The sequence below is a fragment of the Kitasatospora sp. NPDC048662 genome (assembly GCF_055587065.1).
The window spans coordinates 177,320-196,458 of record NZ_JBVJHA010000005.1 but is presented as its reverse complement, the minus strand read 5'-3'; the positions used below and the strand labels follow the sequence as shown (position 1 = coordinate 196,458).

The 19,139-nt window shown below is 74.2% G+C and carries 15 protein-coding genes; 9 read left to right on the top strand and 6 right to left on the bottom strand.

The features are described from left to right. Positions 1–213: 213 nt before the first annotated feature. Together ACZ6R9_RS16750 and ACZ6R9_RS16745 are read right to left on the bottom strand one after the other, a co-directional pair. Complete coding sequence (locus ACZ6R9_RS16750; protein WP_465538683.1) at positions 214–1,047, bottom strand: hypothetical protein; 834 nt, start codon at positions 1,045–1,047, stop codon at positions 214–216. A 177-nt stretch (positions 1,048–1,224) separates the two neighbouring features. Then, positions 1,225–2,277, bottom strand: a complete 1,053-nt coding sequence (locus ACZ6R9_RS16745; RefSeq protein WP_465538682.1) for a TerD family protein — start codon at positions 2,275–2,277, stop codon at positions 1,225–1,227. A gap of 201 nt (positions 2,278–2,478) precedes the next feature. Here ACZ6R9_RS16745 and ACZ6R9_RS16740 point away from each other — a divergent pair, with 201 nt between their 5' ends. Continuing rightward, positions 2,479–4,152 carry a PP2C family protein-serine/threonine phosphatase gene (locus ACZ6R9_RS16740; RefSeq protein WP_465538681.1) on the top strand — a complete coding sequence of 558 codons (1,674 nt, stop codon included), beginning with the start codon at positions 2,479–2,481 and terminating at the stop codon, positions 4,150–4,152. Positions 4,153–4,180: 28 nt separating this feature from the next. Here ACZ6R9_RS16740 and ACZ6R9_RS16735 read toward each other — a convergent pair whose 3' ends face one another. Together ACZ6R9_RS16735 and ACZ6R9_RS16730 are read right to left on the bottom strand one after the other, a co-directional pair. Further along, positions 4,181–4,756 carry a DUF4240 domain-containing protein gene (locus tag ACZ6R9_RS16735; RefSeq protein WP_465538680.1) on the bottom strand — a complete coding sequence of 192 codons (576 nt, stop codon included), beginning with the start codon at positions 4,754–4,756 and terminating at the stop codon, positions 4,181–4,183. Positions 4,757–4,897: 141 nt separating this feature from the next. After that, positions 4,898–5,761 carry a universal stress protein gene (locus ACZ6R9_RS16730; RefSeq protein WP_465538679.1) on the bottom strand — a complete coding sequence of 288 codons (864 nt, stop codon included), beginning with the start codon at positions 5,759–5,761 and terminating at the stop codon, positions 4,898–4,900. A 244-nt stretch (positions 5,762–6,005) separates the two neighbouring features. Here ACZ6R9_RS16730 and ACZ6R9_RS16725 point away from each other — a divergent pair, with 244 nt between their 5' ends. Continuing rightward, positions 6,006–6,698: a pyridoxamine 5'-phosphate oxidase family protein gene (locus ACZ6R9_RS16725; RefSeq protein WP_465538678.1), complete on the top strand. Its 693-nt coding sequence runs from the start codon at positions 6,006–6,008 to the stop codon at positions 6,696–6,698. A 39-nt stretch (positions 6,699–6,737) separates the two neighbouring features. Here the strand turns inward: ACZ6R9_RS16725 and ACZ6R9_RS16720 are convergent, their stop codons facing one another. Further along, on the bottom strand, positions 6,738–8,114 hold the full coding sequence (locus ACZ6R9_RS16720; protein ID WP_465538854.1) for an MFS transporter: 1,377 nt from the start codon (positions 8,112–8,114) through the stop codon (positions 6,738–6,740). An 83-nt stretch (positions 8,115–8,197) separates the two neighbouring features. Here ACZ6R9_RS16720 and ACZ6R9_RS16715 point away from each other — a divergent pair, with 83 nt between their 5' ends. The 5 genes from ACZ6R9_RS16715 to ACZ6R9_RS16695 all read left to right on the top strand — a co-directional run bounded on the left by ACZ6R9_RS16715 (position 8,198) and on the right by ACZ6R9_RS16695 (position 14,479). Continuing rightward, on the top strand, positions 8,198–8,785 hold the full coding sequence (locus tag ACZ6R9_RS16715) for a CGNR zinc finger domain-containing protein (protein ID WP_465538677.1): 588 nt from the start codon (positions 8,198–8,200) through the stop codon (positions 8,783–8,785). Between the two features lie 114 nt (positions 8,786–8,899). Beyond that, complete coding sequence (locus tag ACZ6R9_RS16710) at positions 8,900–10,402, top strand: SDR family oxidoreductase (RefSeq protein ID WP_465538676.1); 1,503 nt, start codon at positions 8,900–8,902, stop codon at positions 10,400–10,402. A gap of 101 nt (positions 10,403–10,503) precedes the next feature. Next, the gene (locus tag ACZ6R9_RS16705; RefSeq protein WP_465538675.1) at positions 10,504–12,723 is read left to right on the top strand and encodes an NADP-dependent isocitrate dehydrogenase; all 2,220 of its coding nucleotides are present in this window, start codon (positions 10,504–10,506) and stop codon (positions 12,721–12,723) included. Positions 12,724–13,013: 290 nt separating this feature from the next. Continuing rightward, complete coding sequence (locus tag ACZ6R9_RS16700) at positions 13,014–13,484, top strand: NUDIX hydrolase (RefSeq protein WP_380480624.1); 471 nt, start codon at positions 13,014–13,016, stop codon at positions 13,482–13,484. 56 nt (positions 13,485–13,540) lie between these two features. Further along, on the top strand, positions 13,541–14,479 hold the full coding sequence (locus ACZ6R9_RS16695; protein ID WP_465538674.1) for a CehA/McbA family metallohydrolase: 939 nt from the start codon (positions 13,541–13,543) through the stop codon (positions 14,477–14,479). A gap of 56 nt (positions 14,480–14,535) precedes the next feature. Here the strand turns inward: ACZ6R9_RS16695 and ACZ6R9_RS16690 are convergent, their stop codons facing one another. After that, positions 14,536–16,233: a TROVE domain-containing protein gene (locus tag ACZ6R9_RS16690; RefSeq protein WP_465538673.1), complete on the bottom strand. Its 1,698-nt coding sequence runs from the start codon at positions 16,231–16,233 to the stop codon at positions 14,536–14,538. Positions 16,234–16,662: 429 nt separating this feature from the next. On the opposite strand from ACZ6R9_RS16690, the gene ACZ6R9_RS16685 reads away from it, so the two are divergent. Then, a complete protein-coding gene (locus ACZ6R9_RS16685) occupies positions 16,663–18,003 on the top strand; it encodes an NAD(P)/FAD-dependent oxidoreductase (protein ID WP_465538672.1) in 1,341 nt (446 codons plus the stop codon). A gap of 108 nt (positions 18,004–18,111) precedes the next feature. After that, complete coding sequence (locus ACZ6R9_RS16680) at positions 18,112–18,771, top strand: double zinc ribbon domain-containing protein (RefSeq protein WP_380480631.1); 660 nt, start codon at positions 18,112–18,114, stop codon at positions 18,769–18,771. Positions 18,772–19,139 lie beyond the last annotated feature (368 nt).

Below are 19,139 nucleotides of genomic sequence, written 5' to 3'. Positions count from 1 at the left end.
CCGGCGTCTCCGCACCGCAGGTGCTGGTCGGTGCACCATCACGAGCCCGCGCAGCACCGACGTCGGGGCCGCGGCGCGTCGGCAGACGGCGGTCGAAGCCCGCACCCGGGGAGGGGCGTGCGGATCGACTCCCCAATACTTCGGGACGCTGTCGTCCGCACCGCCCCCATGCGCCTTTCGCCTTCCGGGCCGGTTCGGGCCGCAAGGCTCCGGTTACCAGTTGCCCCAGGTGCCGGTGCTCCACCGTGCGGTGCCGTCGCTGCTGTAGAGGACGAAGTTGCCGTCGTCCTGCAGCTTCGCGTAGTTGCCGGCCTGGCCGGCGACCGGAAGGGACCAGGTCGTGCCGGTGTGGATGTCGGAGAGCCACACGGCACCGTAGCTTGGCCTGTCCGAGAGGAACGCGTCCGTCTCCGGGTGGCCGTAGGTTCCGGTGGACCACAGCGCGGCGCCGTCGCGCTTGCGGTAGAGCACCAGGTTCCCGTCGGTCTGCATGATCAGCCAGACCGAGTTCGACTCGAGCCAGGTGCCGGACGCCAGAGTTGTGCGATCCGGGCCGAGCGTGTCCTTCAGAGTGCCGGCGAAGGGGCCGGGTCCGGTGTGGCTGTACCAGTACAAGTTCGCACCGGAGACTCCCAGCCAGCCGTTCAGCAGAGCGGCGTTCGAGCCCGGGTGGCCCCACGTCCCGGTGCTCCACAGGGCGCCGCCGGAGTCCGGGCCGCCGCCCTGGCGGTAGATCACGAGGTTGCCGTCGGGCTGCATGTAGGCGTACGCGCCCGGGTTGCCGTAGGTGCCACTGGCCCACAGCACTGGGCCGCGGTGGCCGTTGTCGCCGTCCAGGTAGAGCACCAGGTTGCCGTCCTGCTGCATCACCAGCTCGGACTCGCCACTGATCATGCTCTGCCCCGGCACGAGCTTCTGACCGCTCAGCAGGTTCGTGCTCTCCGAGGCCGGTGGCGTCGCCGCGGCGGTGCCGACGGGTGCCGCGAGGGCGATGGCGGCGGTGCCGAGCAGGGCGGCGGTGGCGCGCTTGAAGACGTTCTTCTGCATAGGGCGGAAACCCCCTTTGTTCTCGGCCCACGGTTCGTGTGGGCGCAAGATTCATACACCCTTTCCCGCCCGGCCCGGAAAGCAATTTGTCGATGTTGTGCGCACCGCTCCGGCCAAGCGCGGGGACGCGACTGCGCCCCGGCCGGGGTGAGTGGCCGGGGCGCAGGCGGGACGGGGTCAGTCCTCGTAGTAGTTGTTGACGATCACGTCCGGGCTGTCGTCGTCGAACGCCTCGGCCAGCAGCGCGCCGCCGACCAGGCCGGCCGCACCCGCGCCGATCAGCGCGCCGGTGCCGAAGCGGCGGCCGCCCTGCTGCTGCTCGGGCGGGTAGCCGCCCTGCTGGGGGTGGCCGGGCTGGGCGTAGCCCTGCTGCTGCGGGTAACCGGCGGCGGCGGGGGCGGTGTAGTACGGCGGCGGGGTGGTCTGGACGCGCTGGGCGCAGGCGCCGCAGGCCTGGATCTGGCGCGGGACGCCCCACTGCGGGGACCAGAGGACGGCCGTGCTGCCGGGGCCGTGCGCGGGGTCGAAGAAGCAGGTCACCGGGGAGCCTCCGGAGGTCGTCTCGGGCAGGACGGGAACAGGCACCGCCACGGTGGGTACGGGAAGCGGCGCAGGCGCGGCGGCAGGCATCGGCGGAACCGCAGGAGCAGCCGGAGCAGCGGCCGGTGCCGGGGCCAGGACCGCGACGCCGAAGTCGGTGGCGATGCCGGCCAGCCCGGAGGCGTAACCCTGGCCGATGGCGCGGAACTTCCAGCCGCCGCCGTGCCGGTAGAGCTCGCCGAAGACGACGGCGGTCTCGGTGGTCAGTTCGGGGCCGAGCTCGTGGCGGGCCAGCTCGCCGCCGCCCGCCGCGTCCGCCACGCGGACGTACGCGCCGCGTACCGAGCCGAAGGCCTGGCGGCGCTCGTCGGCCTGGTAGATCGCCACCGTGAAGACGATCCGCTGCACCCGCTCCTCGACCGCGTTCAGGTCGACGCTCAGCCGCTCGCGGTCGGTGCCGTCGCCCGGGTCGCCGAGGTGGGTGACGGCTCCGTCGGGGCTGGTGAGGTTGTTGAAGAAGACGAAGTGCTGGTCGGAAAGCGCCTTCCCGTCGGCGTCGCACAGCAGCGCGTTCGCGTCCAGGTCGTATTCGCCGGCGGCCTGCCACCCGAGGCCGACCAGGACGGTCGCAGAGCCCTTGCCGTCCCGGAGCACGGGAACGTTGGCTCCCTTGGCCAAGGCCGTTGACATGCGAATCCTCCACTTTTACCGAAGATCGTTCCGTGCCGACAACGCCCCGTGGGAACCGCTGGTTCCCGGGCCCGCCGACGGGTGGTGACGTAGTGTCGATCCGGCCGGGTGGCGGGGTCACCCGTCCGGGCCGGTGCGGTCGTCGGGCGGTGCTGCGGGCCGGAACAGTGGCAGGGAACGCGGAGCGGAGAGGGGCGCGGGTTGGACGGGCGAGCCGGGCAGGCCGACTGGGGCGAGGCGCTGCGCCGCACCGTCCGCCGGCTGCGCGAGGAGCACCCGGGCCGTTCGCCCGAGCTCGCCTCCGGGCCGCCACCGCTCGTCCCCGATGCCGCGCTGGATCCGGACCTGGCCCGCCCGCCGGAGCAGGACCTGTACCGCCTGCTGGACGCCGTGCCGCAGGCGGCCGTACTTGCCGAGCCCGTCCGGGACACCGACGGCGCCGTGCTCGACCTGGCGGTGGTGATCGCCAACGAGGCCGTCGTCCGGCACCCGCACCACCCGGAGCAGCTGTCCGGGCAGGCCGCCACCGGGCACGGCGTCTCGCTGCGGGAGGCGTACCCGGGGCTGTGGACGGAGCCGGTCGCCGAGGCCGTCGAGGAGGTGCTGCGCACCGGGCACGCCGCGCGCGGCCTGCCGGTGCGGTGGGACGGCGCGGGCCCGGACGGCGCCGCCCGCAGCCGCCGGGAACGGCTCACCGTGCACCGGCTCGGCCGCCGCCTGCTGCTGCTGTGGACCGACGACCGGACCGAGGAGGTGGCCCGGGCCGCGCAGCGGATCGCCCGGGTCGGCTGGGCCGAGTGGAGCCTGCGCGACGGGCGGCTCGACATCTCGCCCGGCTTGGCCGTGCTGCTCGGCCGTACCCCCGACACCGTCACGCTGAGCGTCCCGCAGCTGCTGTCCCGGGTCACCGAGACCGCCCGCCCCGCGCTGTACCGCGCACTGAACCAGCTGCTCACCACCGGCGCCGACATCGACGTGCTCACCGAGCTGTACGGCGTCGGCCGCCCCCGCCGGATCCGGCTGGTGGCCGAGGTGGTCCGCGAGGAGAACGGCCCGATCGAGGGCCTGCGGGCCGTCCTGCAGGACGTCACCGAGCTGTACGAGAGCCAGCGCCGACTGCGCGAGCAGCAGGAGGAGACCGAGCGCCAGGCCCGCCGCGCCGACGCCGAGCACACCGTGGTCAAGCGCCTCCAGGACGCGCTGCAGCCGCGCTCCGCGACCCTGGTCGGCCTCGGCGTCACCTCCGCCGTCGCCTACCGCCCGGCCGAGGGTCCGGTCGGCGGCGACTGGTTCAAGGTCCGCCAACTGCCCGACGGGCGTGCCCTGTTGGCGGTCGGGGACGCCCGTGGGCACGGGCTGGACGCGGTCGCGCTGATGTCCATGCTGCGGCACGCGCTGGCCGGACTGGCGTTCACCGGCGCCCTGGTGGAGTCCCTCGGCGGCTGGCTCAACCGGATCGCCTGCGACGACAGCGACGAATCCACCGCCACCGCGATCGTCTCCCGCTACTACCCCGACCGGCGCCTGCTGCGCTGGATCTGCGCCGGCCACCCGCCGCCGGTCCTGCTGCGCGACGGCCGCGCCGGCCTGCTGCCCGCCGAGGTCGGCCCGCCGTTCGGCGTGCTGCCGGTGGTCGCCTACCGGGCCGTCGAAACGCACGTCCGGCCCGGCGACACGGTGCTGTTCTACACCGACGGCCTGGTCGAACGCCGCGACCAGGATCTCGACCTGCGCCTCGCCGCCCTCCGCGCGGCCGTCGAGGCGCACGCCGCGGAGCCCACCCTGCAGGACCTGGTGGACGCCGTGGTCCGCGACATGTCCGGCCCGCTGTCGGAGGACGACGCGACGCTGCTGGCGTTCCGCTTCGACCGCTGACGGATGGTCAAATCCCCTGCGCGGCCGGTCAGTCGACGAGATAGAGCGCGGCCAGGCGGGGCAGGCGGCGGTGCATCTCGGCGTCGTCGTCGAAGTCGAACGACTCGCCCATGCCCGCGTCCCGGTCGGTGGCGGGTACCCGGCTGAGGCCCTGCTCGGCGCGGTGGCGTTCGTAGGCCCGGTGGAAGGCGGCCCGGTCGCCGGTGCGGCGCTCGAAGGCGTACGACGCACCGTAGTTGACGGCCTCGTTGAAGAACACGTCCTCCGCGTCGAAGCGGTTCTCACCGGCCGCCGACGGGTGTTCGGCGATCACGTCCGGCCCGGCCAGCACCTTCTCGTACCAGGCGCGGCCCTCGGCGATCACGCCGGCCCGGAAGTCCATGAAGGAGTCGTCGGAGCAGCCGCCGCCGATCAGGTACGCCGCCGCCCAGACGTCCCACCGGTACAGGGCGTGATGCAGGCGCTCGAAGCAGACCTCGAAACGCAGGATCTCCGCCTCCGGGCGGGCGGCCAGAACGTCCACCAGCGCCCGCTCGAACGGGACCTCGGGCGTGGCCGCCGCCCGGGCGGAGTCGATCAGCTGCCAGAACTCGTCGTTGTCCATGGCGGTCAGCCTGCCCGCCGGGTGTGACAGCGCACGGGCCCGAAGCCATGTGGCCGCCCCGTCGCCACCCGGAGGCGGTGGGCGGTGACGGGGCGGCCTGGCGACCCGGTCCGGGGGAGGAACCGGGGGCTTGAGGGGGCGTCAGTCGTGCGGGACGACCGCCACCGGGGCCTGCGCGTGGTGGATCACCGCGTGCGCGACCGAGCCGAGCTTCGGGCCGAGGTTGAGGGCGCGGGTACGGCGACCCACCACCACCAGGTCCGACTGCGCGGACGCCTCCACCAGCGCGGCCGCACCGCCGCCGGTCCGGACGTCCTCCAGCACCAGGGTGCGCGGGTACTTCTCCCGCCACGGCGCGACCGCGTCCGCGACCATGCCGACGGCCAGCGCACCGAGCTCCTGGCGCTCGGACTCCACCGGGACCCAGCCCGCGTACCCGTAGGTCGGCGGCAGCTCCCAGCCGTGCACCACCCGCACCCGGGCACCGCGCAGCTGCGCCTCCTCGAACGCGAACTCCAGGACGGCGTCCGCCGGTTCGAGCGCGTCGAAGCCGACCGTCACCTCTGGCTCGGGCGACTCCGGCGCGGGACCGCCCTCGCGGACCAGTACCACCGGCGTCTTCGACCGGCCGGCCACGCCCAGACTCACCGAACCGACCAGCAGCCCGTGGAACCCGCCCAGACCCCGGGTCCCGATCACCAGCAGCTGGCCCTGCTCGGCGGCGGCCGTCAGACCGTCGATCGCCGCGTCCGGCACCAGCTCGGAGGAGACCGCCACCCCCGGGTACGCGGCGGCGAGCTCCTGGGCGAGGTCGCCCAGCATGTTCTGTGCGCCCACCTCCAGCTCGTCGATCTTGACCAGGTCGTTGACCTTCCGGCCCATGTACGGCCAGGCGTGCAGCAGGCGCAGCGGCGCTCCCCGCCGGGCGGCCTCCTGCGCGGCCCACTGAGCGGCGGCCCGGCTGCGGACGGACGCGTCCACGGCGGCGAGAACGGGACGATTCATGGCGGTGCCTCCCTGTTCGAATCCCCGCGGGCCCTGTCGCCCGCCTCGGGAGTCGTTGACCACTCTTCCCCCAGCCCCGGGGGCTCGCCATGGGTCGCCGGGCCCGCCCGAGTGGGCCGTTGGTCCCTTCGGCGCAGCGGGGCACCGAGGTGGGCCCGAACGGGCCCAACTCCTGTGCCGGAGCGGGCCCCCGGCGCGCACCATGGAGCTACCGCCACCAGCCACCAGCAGGGAGGTGACCGAAGTGACCGACGAACACGCACCTGCCACGCCCGCGACACCGGCCGTGCCCGCGACACCGGCCGAGCTCGTCCGGCGTTTCGCCGACCGCCTCGCCGACCTCGGGCTCACCGAGGCGCAGGCCGCGACCAGGGCCGGCATGTCGATCGCCTACCTGCGCCGGGTGCTGGACCTCGGCTGCGACTTCGACCGGCCTGCGCTGCTCCGGCTGGCGGCGGTCCTCGGCCTGGAGTACCAGGAACTCGTCTCCGGCCGCCCCGAGGAACGCCTGCACGCCGGCGCGCCCGACGCGGACAGCGCCCCACTGGTCGGACCACCGCTCCTGGGCGAACTGACCGTCCCCGAATGCTGGACCCGCCTCGGCCCCGGCGGCCTCGGCCGCCTCGCCCGCACCGGCCCCGACGGCCCCGTGGTGCGACCGGTCGGATACCTGGTGCACGACCGGACGATCCTCTACCGCACCAACCCCGACGGTGCCCTCGCCCCCGACGCGAACCGCGAGGCCGCGTTCGAGGTGGACCGCACCGACCCGAAGCTCCACGAGGGCTGGAGCGTCCTGATGACCGGCCCCCTCGAATACGTCACCGACCTCGCCCTCCTCGCCGAGCTGCCCCAGCCCCCCGCCCATGGCCGCTGGGTCCGCCTGACGCCCGGGACTGTCACCGGACGGACGATCAGGACTGCGTCGGCCAGATGACGAAGGCGCCCACCGCGAGGGTGAGCCGGTGACGGGAGGTCAGGCCCGGGTGCGGTGGGGGCGCAGCGTCGTGGCGGCTGTCAGCGCGGCGGCGAGGACGAGTGCCGTGGGGACGGAGTGGGTGGCGATCGGGCCGGCCAGGGCGGTGCCCAGGGCGAAGGCGGTGATCTTGAGGCTGGCGCCGGTGGTGAAGATCTGGCCCCGCAGGTGGGCGGGTGCCTCGCGGTGACGGACGGCGAACAGGCCGGTCAGCAGCGGCCCGTCGCCGAGGCCCGCCAGCGTGGCCGCCAGGAGCAGCACCCACGGCCGACCGTTCGCTCCGGTCGCGGCCAGGGCCAGTGCGGCCGCCTGCACGAGCGCGCCGATGCGGACCGCCGCGTCCGGCGCGAGCAGGTGGGGGCGTCGGGCGAGTGCCGCGTTCGTCAGCAGGGCGGCCACCGCCGTGCAGGTCAGCAGCAGCGGGCCGCGGCTCGCGCCGCCCAGCGTGCGTTCGCCCAGCAACGGCAGGCAGGCCGCCAGCATGCCCTGGCCCGCGCAGGCGCCGACCGAGCTGAGAGTCGCCCGGGCCAGCGCCGGGCGGGACGTCAACGCCCGTAGGCCGGAGGCGAGTTCGGATCGCACCGAGACGGGTCTCCGGCCGGGTCGGGTGTGGTCCGGGCCCGCCCCGGTGTTCCGGTCGGAGCGGGAAGCGTCGCGGTGCGAGGCATCGTCCCGGGATGTGGCGGCGTCCTGGCCCGAGCGGGCGCGGCTGCGGCGCGAGCGGGCAGCGCGCCGGTGCGGGCGGGCGTCGTCCTGGCCTGGCGGGGCGCCCTGGCCCGGGCGGGCTCTGTCCCGGTCCGACGCGTCCCGGTCCGACGCGTCCCGGTCCGTTCGGGCGGCATTGTCATCCGACCGGGTCTCGGGCCGGCCCGGCAGTGTCCAGGCCGCCGGGAGGGCGGTGGCGATCAGGGCTGCCGCGAGCAGCACCGCCGCGTCCGCCCCGCAGGCGGCCGCGAGCACGCCGGCCAGGGCCGGGCCGGCGAGGGCTGCCACGTCGTACGTCATGGCGTCGAGGGCGTTGGCGCGGGGGAGTCGGTCGGGTGGTGCGACGTGGGGGAGTTGGGCCGTCCAGCCGCCGGACAGGGCGGGGCCGAGCAGGCCGGTCGCGGCAGCGAGGGCCAGGACGGCGGGCAGCGGGAGGTGGCCCAGGGAAGCGAGGACGGCGAGGAGGCCCGCCGCGTACAGCGCGAGTGCCCGGGCGAGCAGCCGGCCGGGGTGGCGGGCGCGGTCCAGGCGGACGCCGAGCAGGGGGCCGCCGAGGGCCGATGCGGCGGTCAGGGCTGCCAGCAGGGCCGATGCCTCGCCCGTCGAGCCCGCTGCGGCGAAACCCGCCAGCAGCAGGGCGGGCCCCGACATTTCGTCACCCGTTCGGGCCACCGCGGCCCCCGCCAAACACCGTCCGAGGAAAGAACTCCTGATCACCCGCCGGACGCTACGTCGGTAACGGAAAACTCGACAAGATGCGTTACATTGCCGAGGTGTCGACCACATCGCCCGCCGACCCGCCGCTACGGCCCTCCGTCCTGACCTCGGCGGCCCGCGCCACCGCGCTGATCAACGCCTTCGCCGCCGACCACGCCCCCGGCCCGGCCGAGCTCGCCGCGATCCTGCGCGCCCACGGCGAACCCGAGCCTGTCGATCTCACCGCCGAGGACGTGGCCGCCCTGCGCACCGCCACCGACCGGCTGCGGGAGGTGTTCCTCGCGCCCGACACCGACCGCGCGGCCGCCGCCCTCAACCGGCTGCTGCGCGAACACACCGGCCCGCTGCGGCTCACCACCCACGGCGGCGCCACCGGCTGGCACCCCCACCTCGACCACGCGGACGACGCCCCGTGGGACGAGTGGCTGATCGCCTCGTCCTGTCTGGCCCTCGCCGTCCTGCTGTGGGAGCGTGGCCGCCCGCCCGGCGGGAGCTGCGCCGCATCCCGCTGCCGGAACGTGTACCTCACCCAGGGCAGCGGCATCGAGCGCCGCTACTGCTCCCGCCGCTGCGCCACCCGCGAACGTGTCGCCGCCCACCGCCGCGCCCGCGCCACGCCGAGCTGACGCGCGGGCGCTGCGGAGCGCGCGAGCTTCCTTCGCCCGGTTCTGCCGGGCATGGCACGGCCGGCCAGCATGCTTCGGTCGATCATGTGACGCTGGGGACGGGAGGCGGTGGCGGTGCGGTGTCTGGTGACGGGGGCGACGGGGTATCTCGGTGGGCGGCTGGTGCCCGAACTGCTGGCCGCCGGCCATCGGGTGCGCTGTCTGGTGCGGGAGCCCGCGCGGCTGCGTGACTACCCGTGGCGGGGCGCGGTGGAGGCCGTCGCGGGGGACGTCACCCGGCCCGAGACGCTCGACGGGCCGCTGGACGGCATCGACGTCGCGTACTACCTGGTGCATTCGCTCGGCACCGGGCCGGACTTCGAAGCCGTGGACCGGGAGGCCGCCCGCGCGTTCGGGTGGGCGGCGGCCCGGGCCGGGGTGCGGCGGATCGTCTACCTCGGCGGACTGGTGCCACCGGACGTGCCGCAGGCGCAGCTCTCGCCGCACCTGCGGTCCCGGGTCGCCACCGGCCGGGCGCTGCGCGAGGGCGGGGTGGCCGTCACGGAGCTGCGGGCGGCGGTGGTGATCGGGTCCGGTTCGGCGTCCTTCGAGGTGCTGCGGTACCTGACCGAGCGGCTGCCCGTGATGGTCACGCCGCGCTGGGTGGACACCCGGATCCAGCCGATCGCGGTGCGTGACGTGCTGCGGTGCCTGGTCGGCGCGGCCGGCCTGCCGGACGGGCCGGACACCGACCGGGTGTTCGACATCGGCGGGCCGGAGGTGCTCACGTACCGCGCGATGATGCAGCGCTACACCCGCGTGGCGGGCCTGCGGCGCCGGCTGATCGTCGCGGTGCCGGTGCTCTCGCCCGGTCTGTCCGCGCGGTGGGTCGGCCTGGTGACGCCCGTCCCCGGCGCGCTGGCCCGGCCGCTGGTCGAGTCGCTGCGGTACGAGGTGGTGTGCGGCGAGCGTGACCTCGCCCGGTGGATTCCGGACCCGCCGGGTGGCGCGATCGGGTTCGACCGGGCCGTCGAACTCGCGCTGCGCCGGATCCGCGACGACGAGGTCGCCACCCGCTGGTCCTCCGCCTCGCTGCCGGGCGCGCCCAGCGACCCGCTGCCGACCGACCCGGACTGGGCCGGCGGCAGCCTGTACCAGGACGTCCGGGAGCGGTACGCCGACGCCCCGCCGCAGGCGTTGTGGCAGGTGGTCGAGGGGATCGGCGGCGAGCACGGCTGGTACTCGTTCCCGCTGGCCTGGTGGGTGCGCGGCGCGCTGGACCGGCTGGCGGGCGGCGTCGGGCTGCGGCGCGGGCGCCGCTCGCCCGGGCGGCTGCGGGTCGGCGATTCGCTGGACTTTTGGCGGGTCGAGGAGATCGAACCCGGCCGGCTGCTGCGGCTGCGCGCCGAGATGCGCCTGCCGGGTCTGGCCTGGCTGGAACTCACCGTCACCCCCGAGGGCGAGGGCGCGCGTTACCACCAGCGCGCCCTGTTCCACCCGCACGGCCTGCCCGGCCAGGCGTACTGGTGGTCGGTCGCGCCGTTCCACGCCGTGGTGTTCGGTGGAATGGCACGCAACATCGCCGCCCGCGCACAGGCCGCGGCCCGTGCCGAAGCCGCCCGCGCGAAGGCGCACTGAGACCTGGGGACGGACCCCGCGCGGGGGGTTGGTTGCGGAGATGCCCCCGAGTCGAGATATCTTGACGTCAAGACGTTGCAGACGTGGAAGCTGGAGCTACGGTGACTGACTCGACCATCATCTACACCCACACGGACGAGGCCCCCGCCCTCGCCACGTACTCCTTCCTGCCGGTTGTCCAGGCCTACGCCGCCACCGCAGGTGTGAGCGTGGAGACCCGTGACATCTCGCTGGCCGGTCGGATCATCGCCGTCTTCCCGGAGTACCTCCAGGAGGACCAGCGCATCGCGGACGCCCTCGCCGAGCTGGGCGAGCTGGCCAAGACCCCCGGCGCGAACATCATCAAGCTGCCGAACATCTCGGCCTCCATGCCGCAGCTGAAGGCGGCCATCGCCGAGCTGCAGGCCCAGGGCTACGCGCTGCCGGAGTACCCGGACGAGCCGAAGACCGACGAGGAGCGCGACATCCGCGCCCGCTACGACAAGGTCAAGGGCTCCGCCGTCAACCCGGTGCTGCGCGAGGGCAACTCCGACCGCCGCGCCCCGCTGTCGGTGAAGAACTACGCCAAGACCCACCCGCACCGCATGGGTGCCTGGTCGGCCGACTCCAAGACCAACGTCGCCACCATGGGCGTCAACGACTTCGCCTCCACCGAGAAGTCCGCCGTGATCGCCGCCGACGGCGCGCTGCGCATCGAGCTGGTCGCCGAGGACGGCGCCGTCACCGTGCTGCGCGAGAAGGTCCCGGTGCTGGCCGGCGAGGTCGTCGACGCCTCCGTGATGCGCGCCGCCGCGCTGAACGAGTTCCTGGCCGCGCAGGTCGCCCGCGCCAAGGCCGAGGGCGTGCTGTTCTCGGTGCACCTCAAGGCCACCATGATGAAGGTCTCCGACCCGATCATGTTCGGCCACGTGGTGCGCAGCTTCTTCCCGAAGACCTTCGCCGCGTTCGGCGCCGACCTGGCCGCTGCCGGTCTGAACCCGAACAACGGCCTCGGCGGCATCCTGGCCGGCCTGGACAAGCTCGCCAACGGCGCCGAGATCAAGGCCTCCTTCGACGCCGAGATCGCCGACGGCCCGGCCCTCGCCATGGTCGACTCCGACAAGGGCATCACCAACCTGCACGTCCCCAGCGACGTCATCGTGGACGCCTCGATGCCGGCCATGATCCGCACCTCCGGCCACATGTGGGGCCCGGACGGCCAGGAGGCCGACACCCTCGCCGTGCTGCCGGACAGCTCCTACGCGGGCGTCTACCAGGCCGTCATCGACGACTGCCGCGCCCACGGCGCGCTGGACCCGGCCACCATGGGCTCCGTCCCGAACGTCGGCCTGATGGCCCAGGCCGCCGAGGAGTACGGCAGCCACGACAAGACCTTCGAGATCGGCGCCGCCGGCACCGTCCGCCTGGTCGACACCAACGGCGAGACCGTGCTGGAGCAGGCCGTCCAGCCGGGCGACATCTTCCGCGCCTGCCAGACCAAGGACCTGCCGATCCAGGACTGGGTCAAGCTGGCCGTCACCCGCGCCCGCGCCACCGGCGACCCGGCCGTGTTCTGGCTGGACCCGAACCGTGCGCACGACGCCGTGCTGATCGAGAAGATCAAGACCTACCTCCCCGAGCACGACACCGAGGGCCTGGACATCCAGATCCTCTCCCCGGTCGAGGCCACCAAGCTCTCCCTGGAGCGCATCCGCCGCGGCGAGAACACCATCTCGGTCACCGGCAACGTGCTGCGCGACTACCTGACCGACCTGTTCCCGATCCTGGAGCTGGGCACCAGCGCCAAGATGCTGTCGGTCGTCCCGCTGATGGCGGGCGGCGGCCTGTTCGAGACCGGCGCCGGCGGCTCCGCCCCGAAGCACGTCCAGCAGCTGGTCAAGGAGAACTACCTGCGCTGGGACTCGCTCGGCGAGTTCTTCGCGCTGGCCGCCTCCTTCGAGCACCTGGCCACCACCACCGGCAACGCCGGCGCGAAGGTCCTGGCCGACACCCTGGACCGCGCCACCGGCACCTTCCTCAACGAGGACAAGTCGCCGTCGCGTCGCCTCGGCGGCATCGACAACCGCGGCAGCCACTTCTACCTGGCCATGTACTGGGCCCAGGAGCTGGCCGCCCAGAGCGAGAACGCCGCGCTCGCCGCCGCGTTCGCCCCGCTCGCGAAGTCCCTCGCCGAGCACGAGCAGACCATCGTCGACGAGCTGATCGCCGTCCAGGGCCAGCACGCCGAGCTCGGCGGCTACTACCAGCCCGACCCGGCCAAGGCCGCCGCCGTGATGCGCCCGTCGAAGACCTTCAACGACGCGCTCGCCACGCTGGCCTGACGCCACGTCGCACTCTGACGCCGGTGCGCCGTCGTCGGCCCCTTCGCGGGGGTCGGCGGCGGCGCACCGCGCGTTTCGGCGGCGGACCGCGCGTTTCGGCGGCGGACCGCGCGTTCGGCGGCGGACCGCGCGTTTCGGCGGCGCCGTACTACTACTTCTCCGCTTGGGAATTCCGCATCCAGGGCTTCGGCCGCAGGCGGGGTGGCGGGCAGCGTTCCGCGTTCCGGCGGCCCCGGACACGGTGCGGACAGTGGTTGCCTCCCCGTCGTGCCGCTGCCTAGGGTGCGGGCATGGCGACCCCGAAGTTCATCCTCGACCTGCGCGAGCACATCGGACACGCCCCGCTGTGGCTGTCCGGCGTCACCGCGGTGGTCGTTCAGGAAGGCAGGATCCTGCTCAACCGGCGCTCCGACAGCGGCCGTTGGGCGCTGCTGCACGGCATCATGGAACCCGGCGAGCAGCCCGCCGACGCGGTGGTGCGCGAGGTGCGGGAGGAGACCGGCGTCAGCGTCCGCCCCGAGCGGATCACCAGCGTGCACACCCTCCCCGCGTCCGTCTGCGCCAACGGCGACCACGTCCAGTTCCTCAACGTCGCCTTCCGCTGCCGCTTCCTGGCCGGCACCGCGCACGTCAACGACGACGAATCCCTCGCCGTCGAGTGGTTCCCGCTGGACGCGCTGCCGCCGCTGTCCGCGAACGACACCTTCCTGCTCGGCAAGGCGCTGGAGGATGCCCCGTCCCCGTGGTTCGCCCTGGGCTGATCCCCCGGCGGAACTCCCTTGCCGCGCAATGCCGTTGACGGCGGGGGAGGTGGACGATGGGCGGACGGACGCGCGGACCGGGCTGGTACCGGGGTGACTGCCACGTGCACTCGGTGCATTCGGACGGGGAGCTCACCCCCGCCGAACTGGCAGCGGCGGCCCGCGCCGCCGGGCTGGATTTCCTGGCCGTCACCGAACACAACTTCCCTGCCCCGTCCGGCGCTTGGGACGGCATCGGTGGCGACGATCTGCTGATCCTGCCCGGTCAGGAAGTCACCACCCGCACCGGCCACTGGCTGGCGCTCGGACTGCGACCCGGCCAACTCGTCGACTGGCAGCACCGGGTGGGCGAAGAGGCGTTCCGCCGGGCGCTGCGCGAGGTGCGGGCGGCGGGCGGGCTGTGCGTCGCCGCGCACCCCCACGCGCCGTACCCCGGCGGGGACTTGATGTTCCCGCTGGGGAGCTTCGACACGGTCGAGGTGTGGAACGGCGAGTGGACCTCGGACCGGCCGTGGAACGCCGACAACGAAGCCGCGCACGCCGAATGGGGCCGTCGCCTGGCCGCCGGTGTGCACGCCGGTCACTGGCAGCCCGTCCTCGGCAACAGCGACACCCATCTGGCGGGCCAGCTCGGCACCCCGCAGACCGTGGTGTACGCCGAGGAGCTCAGCACCCCGGCGATCCTTGCCGCACTGCGTGCCGGGCGCAGTTGGATCGCCGAATCCGCCGCCGTGGAGCTGGAGTTCACCGCCGAGGCGGACGGCCGCCGGGCCGGCGTCGGCGAGCGCCTGGCCACTGGCGGCCGCCCCGTCGAGCTGCGTCTGCGGCTGGCCGGTGTCCCCGACCCGCGGGTGCGTGTGCACACTGAACGCGGCAAGGCGGACTGGGAGACCGGGCGGGTCGTGGGCGCCGCCGGGACGTCCTTCGTGCGGGTCGAGGTTCGGCACCCGGACGGGCGGATGGCGGCGCTGACCAATCCGATCCTGCTGTCCTGACCTTGGAGGCCGCTCTCGTCACCCCGTTCTTTCCGGGCCGGGCCCGGCGCGGTCGATCAGCCGGTGGTCGGCGACTCCCACGGCCACCGGTCGAGCCCGCCGGCCTCCAGCAGCGGCACCAGCCGGAAGGCGGCGTCGGAGAGGCCGCCGAAGAGGTGGCGGTGCGGGCCGGTCGGGGCGTGACCGAACTGGTAGCCGCCCAAGTTCCAGGTGTACACCGGGACTTCGGGCGGGATCGGGGCGAACGGGTCGGCTGCCCCGGAGTAGTGCGGCTGCTCGTCGGTGATCACCACCACGCGGTCGTGGCCCTGGTAACGCCTGGCCACCGCGCCCGCGGTGTCGGTGCCGCCCAGGTTGTGGAAGCGGTCGACGGTACGCAGCAGCGAGCCGTCCGGTGCCGGCGGCACGTTGCGGCTGCCGGTGCCGAACTCGATCAGGTCGGCCTGTTCGGCGCGCAGCGCGAGCGCACTGCCGAACACCGCCGCCGCGTCCGCCCTGGTGAGGGAGGTGCCGGTTTCGGGGATGTAGAACATCGACCCGGAGCGGTCCACCAGGATCAGCGTCCGGCCGGGCAGCGCCGGGACGTTGGCCAGCGAGTGGCCGAGCGCCGCCTCCAGGGCGTCCGCCCAGTGGGCGGAGCGGGCCGCGCGGTGGGCGGCCAGGAAGCGGAACGGGAACTGGCGGGACCGGGCGACCCCGGCCGGGTCGGAGATCCGTGCGGCGACCTCGGCCACGGCCCGGTCGTCGATCCCGGCCCGGTCGAAGTTGCGCAGGTTGCGCACCAGGGCCATCGGGCCCATGGACGGGACGACCGCCTCCCAGGCCGCCGCGTCCATCGGGCCCTGCAGCCAGCCCGCCAGCGCCTCCCAGGTCATTCCGGCGGCGGCAAACGTGTCGGCGGCGTCCGGTTCGTCCAGCAGGGCGCGGCGATCCGCGACCGGCACGGCGAGCAGCCGGTCGTGGGCCGTCAGCATCGGCTCGGTGGCGGGCGGGAGAGCGTGCCGGGGGCGGTGGCGGCGGTCCAGGGCGTAGCGGAACAGCTCGCCCTGCCAGGGCCGGTCGGCGGCGGGGGCGGGGTGGACGAGTTCCAGCACGTCGGCGAAGCGGAAGGCGTGCGAGGGGGTGTCGTACTTGAGCAGGGCCCGGCCGGTGTACAGGCGGCGCACCGCGTCGCCGAGCCCCCGGCGGACCGGCTGGGGAATCCGGCGGCCGTACCTGGCCGTCCAGAGGGCGAGGAACTCGCCCGGCTCGTCCGGGCGTTGGAGCACCGCATCGACGGCCTGCCGGGAGAGGCCGGGGGCCTTGGCCTCCGTCCTGGCCCGGGCGAACTCGACCGCGCCGGCGAGCGCGGCGGACCGGATGTGGGCCTCGGTGCGCAGCCAGCGCAGCAGGCCCAGCGTCCACTCCGGGTCCTCCAGTGCGAAGCGGCGCACCAGCGAGGTGAAGCGCGCCTCGCGGCTGTCGGCGCTCTCGTAGAAGGTGTGCTGGCCGGAGAAGTGCGTCACGGCGAGCACGAACAGTTCCGACCGGGGATCGCGCTGCCACCCGTGCCCGCCCTGGTGGTTGACCAGCGGCGGAACGACCTGCGGCGGCGCGGGCGGCGCGGGCGGCGCCTGCACGGCCCGCGGGGCGACCGGCCACTGCCCGTGCATCACCAATGCCCCACTGGCCCCGCCTGCGAACAATTCCGGTGTCTCGGTGCGGATTTCCGCCCTGGTCTCGGCCTTGCTGCGCTGACGGTTGAAGCGGGCCATGCAGAAATCCCCCAGGTGGGTGGGTGTGCCGACGGAAGGCAGGCCGGGGCGCGGCCGGCGCGAAGCAGCGGGCCGGACAGCGGCGGGCCGAGGAACGCCCCCCGTGATCGAAGCGGGTGCCGGTGCGTCATTGTCAGGAAGTAACCGGAAGACCCAGCGCATCGGGAGGCGTCCGGGGGACACCGTAGACGGCGCGCGCGGCGCTGTCATCCGAATTTGTCGTCCGGTCGATGTGCCGTCGGGCCGACCGCCCCCAGCCCGGCCAATGTGCCGTCGGGCCGGCCGCCCCAGGCCCGGCCGATGTGCCGTCAGGCCGACCGCCCCCAGGTCGGCCGATGTGCCGTCGGGCCGGCCCCGGGGCGCTGCGCCCGGCGAGCGGGTGTGTCCGCACCGGTGACGGTGCGGGGCGGGTCGCCTACTGTACGGGGCATGAGTCCTGCGGGGAGGGCGGTCGGGGACCGCGGTACGGCGGTGGTGATCGGTGGCGGGCTGGCCGGGTGTCTGGCCGCGTGGGCGTTGCGCGGGGTCGCGCGGCGGGTGGTGGTGGTCGAACGCGACCGCTACCCGGACGGGGTGGACTTCCGGGCGGGCGTGCCGCAGGCCCGGCACGGGCACCTGCTGCTGGAGGCCGGGCACCGCACCATCGACGAGCTGATGCCCGGTGCGCGGGCCGAACTGCTCGCCGCGGGCGCCGAGTTGGTGCCCGTCCCCGGTGGGCTGCGGTGGCTCACCCCGGTGGGGCGACTCGCCTCGTACGACAGCCGGCTGGCGATGCTCAGTTGCAGCCGCCCGCTGCTCGACCACACGGTGCTGCAACGGGTGCGCAGCGAGCCGGCGATCGAGATCCTGGAGGGCACCGAGGTGGTCGGCCTGCTCGGCACCCGGCACGGCGTCACCGGGGTGCAGCTGCGTGAACGCGGCCGGGACGGCGCCCCCGTCACCGAACTGTCCGCCGAGCTGGTGATCGACGCCGCCGGACGCGGCACCCGTTCCGGGCGGTGGCTGATCGACCTCGGCTTCCCGACCACCCCCGTGGAGCGGGTGGACACCGGTGTCGCCTACGCCAGCCGGTTCTACCACCGGCCGCCCGGCCGCGAGGACCAGCCCGCCGTCTACGTGCAGACACACGCCCCCGAGCACGGCCGGTTCGGCGTCCTGCTGCCCGTCGAGGGAAACCGCTGGATCGTCGGCATCGGTGGCATGCGCGGCTTCGAACCGTCCATCCAGCCCGAGGAGTTCGAGAAGCAGCTCGGCCAACTCCGCGACCCCGCCATCGCGGAGGCCGTCGCAGGCGCCCAACCCGTGGGCCCCGCACGCGGGTTCGTGCCCGGGCCGAGCGTCCGGCGCAAGCACGAACGCATCGACCCGCTCGGGTTCCTCGCCCTCGGCGACGCCTCCTGCACCTTCAACCCGGTCTACGGGCAGGGCATCTCCGTCGCCGCGCTCGGTGCCCGCGCCCTGCGCGAGGCCGCCCGCCGGCGCGGCGGACTCGGGCCCGCCACCGTCCGCGAGGCCCGCCGGGCGATCGCCGCCACCGCCAAGAACCCGTGGGTGATGGCCGCCGGCGAGGACGTCCGCTTCCCCGGCACCACCGGCGGCCCGCGCGGCCCCGTGATCCGCCTCCAGCACCGCTTCCTCGACCGCCTGCTGACCCGCGCCACCACCGACGCCACCGTCTCCGCCGCGTTCGGCCACGTCACCGCCATGGTGGAACCGCCGAGCACACTGCTCCGTCCCTCCGTGCTGGGACCGGTCCTGTTCGGTCGTTGACGCACCGTCAGCATCCCGATAAGGGCCCGGTTCCGGCTCCGCACATCCGTGTGGGAGCCTGTGTGACTGCGGCGAACATGTGAGAAGTGTGGGGGTATGGCGGCGGCCATGAGTGAGATCTACTTCAGCAACAACTACCGCGACCTGAGCGAGCAGCACGGCACCGGCGCCGGATTCCAGTTCGAGTTCTCCTGCTCGCGCTGCTACGACACCTGGCGCTCACCGTTCGAGCCGTTCCGCACCGGACAGGCCGCGAGCTGGATCAACAAGGGCGTCAGCGCCGCGTGGAGCCTGATCGGCGGCAACGCCTCCAACGGCCTCACCAACGCCGCCGACGGCCTGGCCGGCGCCAGTTGGGGCAGCGGCCGGGACGCCGCGTTCCAGCGCGCCGTCACCAACGCGCAGCAGCACTTCAACCGCTGCGCCCGCTGCACCCACTACGTCTGCGAACGCTGCTGGAGCGCCGCTCAGGGCCTGTGCCTGGGCTGCGCGCCCGACACCGCCGCCGAGGCCGTCGCCGCCCAGCAGCGCGGCCTCAACGACGCCGTGGTCGAGAACGCGTACCGGCACGGCCAGTCCCAGGCCCAGCAGTTCGACGTCACCGCCGCGCGCCAGCTGGTCTGCCCGCAGTGCAGTGCCGACACCCACGGCACCCCGTTCTGCCCGTCCTGCGGCTTCCGCCTCGCCCAACCCCCGCAATGCACCTCGTGCCACGCCGAGTTGCCCGCCAACTCCGCGTTCTGCCCCAGCTGCGGCACACGCCGCTGACCGCCCGACCTACCGCCCGACTGCCCGTCAGGCCCGGCCGGGTGCGCGGCGGCCGGGCCGCGGGGCGGCCGCCGACAGCGGTCGGCGGGTGAAGTCGCGGATCCTGAGGACCGTTGGAAAGTGTGCCACGCGGCCGCCGAGAGGCCGGTGAAGGACGGACGGACGGAGGAAGCGGCCGCACTGCTGCGGGAGTTCGGGAACGACGAGCTGACGGACTCCACCTGCCGGGGCCGGGCGCTCGCAGGAACCGCGGCCCGTCGTGGTCCGTGCCCCGGGGGCTGTTGCCGGTCGAGGAGTTCGCGCGGGTCGCCCCGGAACCCGTCCCGCTGCTGGTGGATTGGTGGACCCGGTGGTGGCGGACGAGGAAC

Bases quoted from the DNA above. Each gene is read 5' to 3' on its own strand.
- ACZ6R9_RS16690 (WP_465538673.1), bottom strand. From the start codon at position 16,233: ATGGCCCGCTTCAACCGTCAGCGCAGCAAGGCCGAGACCAGGGCGGAA.
- ACZ6R9_RS16700 (WP_380480624.1), top strand. From the start codon at position 13,014: ATGGCGACCCCGAAGTTCATCCTCGACCTGCGCGAGCACATCGGACAC.
- ACZ6R9_RS16685 (WP_465538672.1), top strand. From the start codon at position 16,663: ATGAGTCCTGCGGGGAGGGCGGTCGGGGACCGCGGTACGGCGGTGGTG.
- ACZ6R9_RS16730 (WP_465538679.1), bottom strand. From the start codon at position 5,761: ATGAATCGTCCCGTTCTCGCCGCCGTGGACGCGTCCGTCCGCAGCCGG.
- ACZ6R9_RS16680 (WP_380480631.1), top strand. From the start codon at position 18,112: ATGAGTGAGATCTACTTCAGCAACAACTACCGCGACCTGAGCGAGCAG.
- ACZ6R9_RS16695 (WP_465538674.1), top strand. From the start codon at position 13,541: ATGGGCGGACGGACGCGCGGACCGGGCTGGTACCGGGGTGACTGCCAC.
- ACZ6R9_RS16750 (WP_465538683.1), bottom strand. From the start codon at position 1,047: ATGCAGAAGAACGTCTTCAAGCGCGCCACCGCCGCCCTGCTCGGCACC.
- ACZ6R9_RS16715 (WP_465538677.1), top strand. From the start codon at position 8,198: ATGCGTTACATTGCCGAGGTGTCGACCACATCGCCCGCCGACCCGCCG.
- ACZ6R9_RS16745 (WP_465538682.1), bottom strand. From the start codon at position 2,277: ATGTCAACGGCCTTGGCCAAGGGAGCCAACGTTCCCGTGCTCCGGGAC.
- ACZ6R9_RS16735 (WP_465538680.1), bottom strand. From the start codon at position 4,756: ATGGACAACGACGAGTTCTGGCAGCTGATCGACTCCGCCCGGGCGGCG.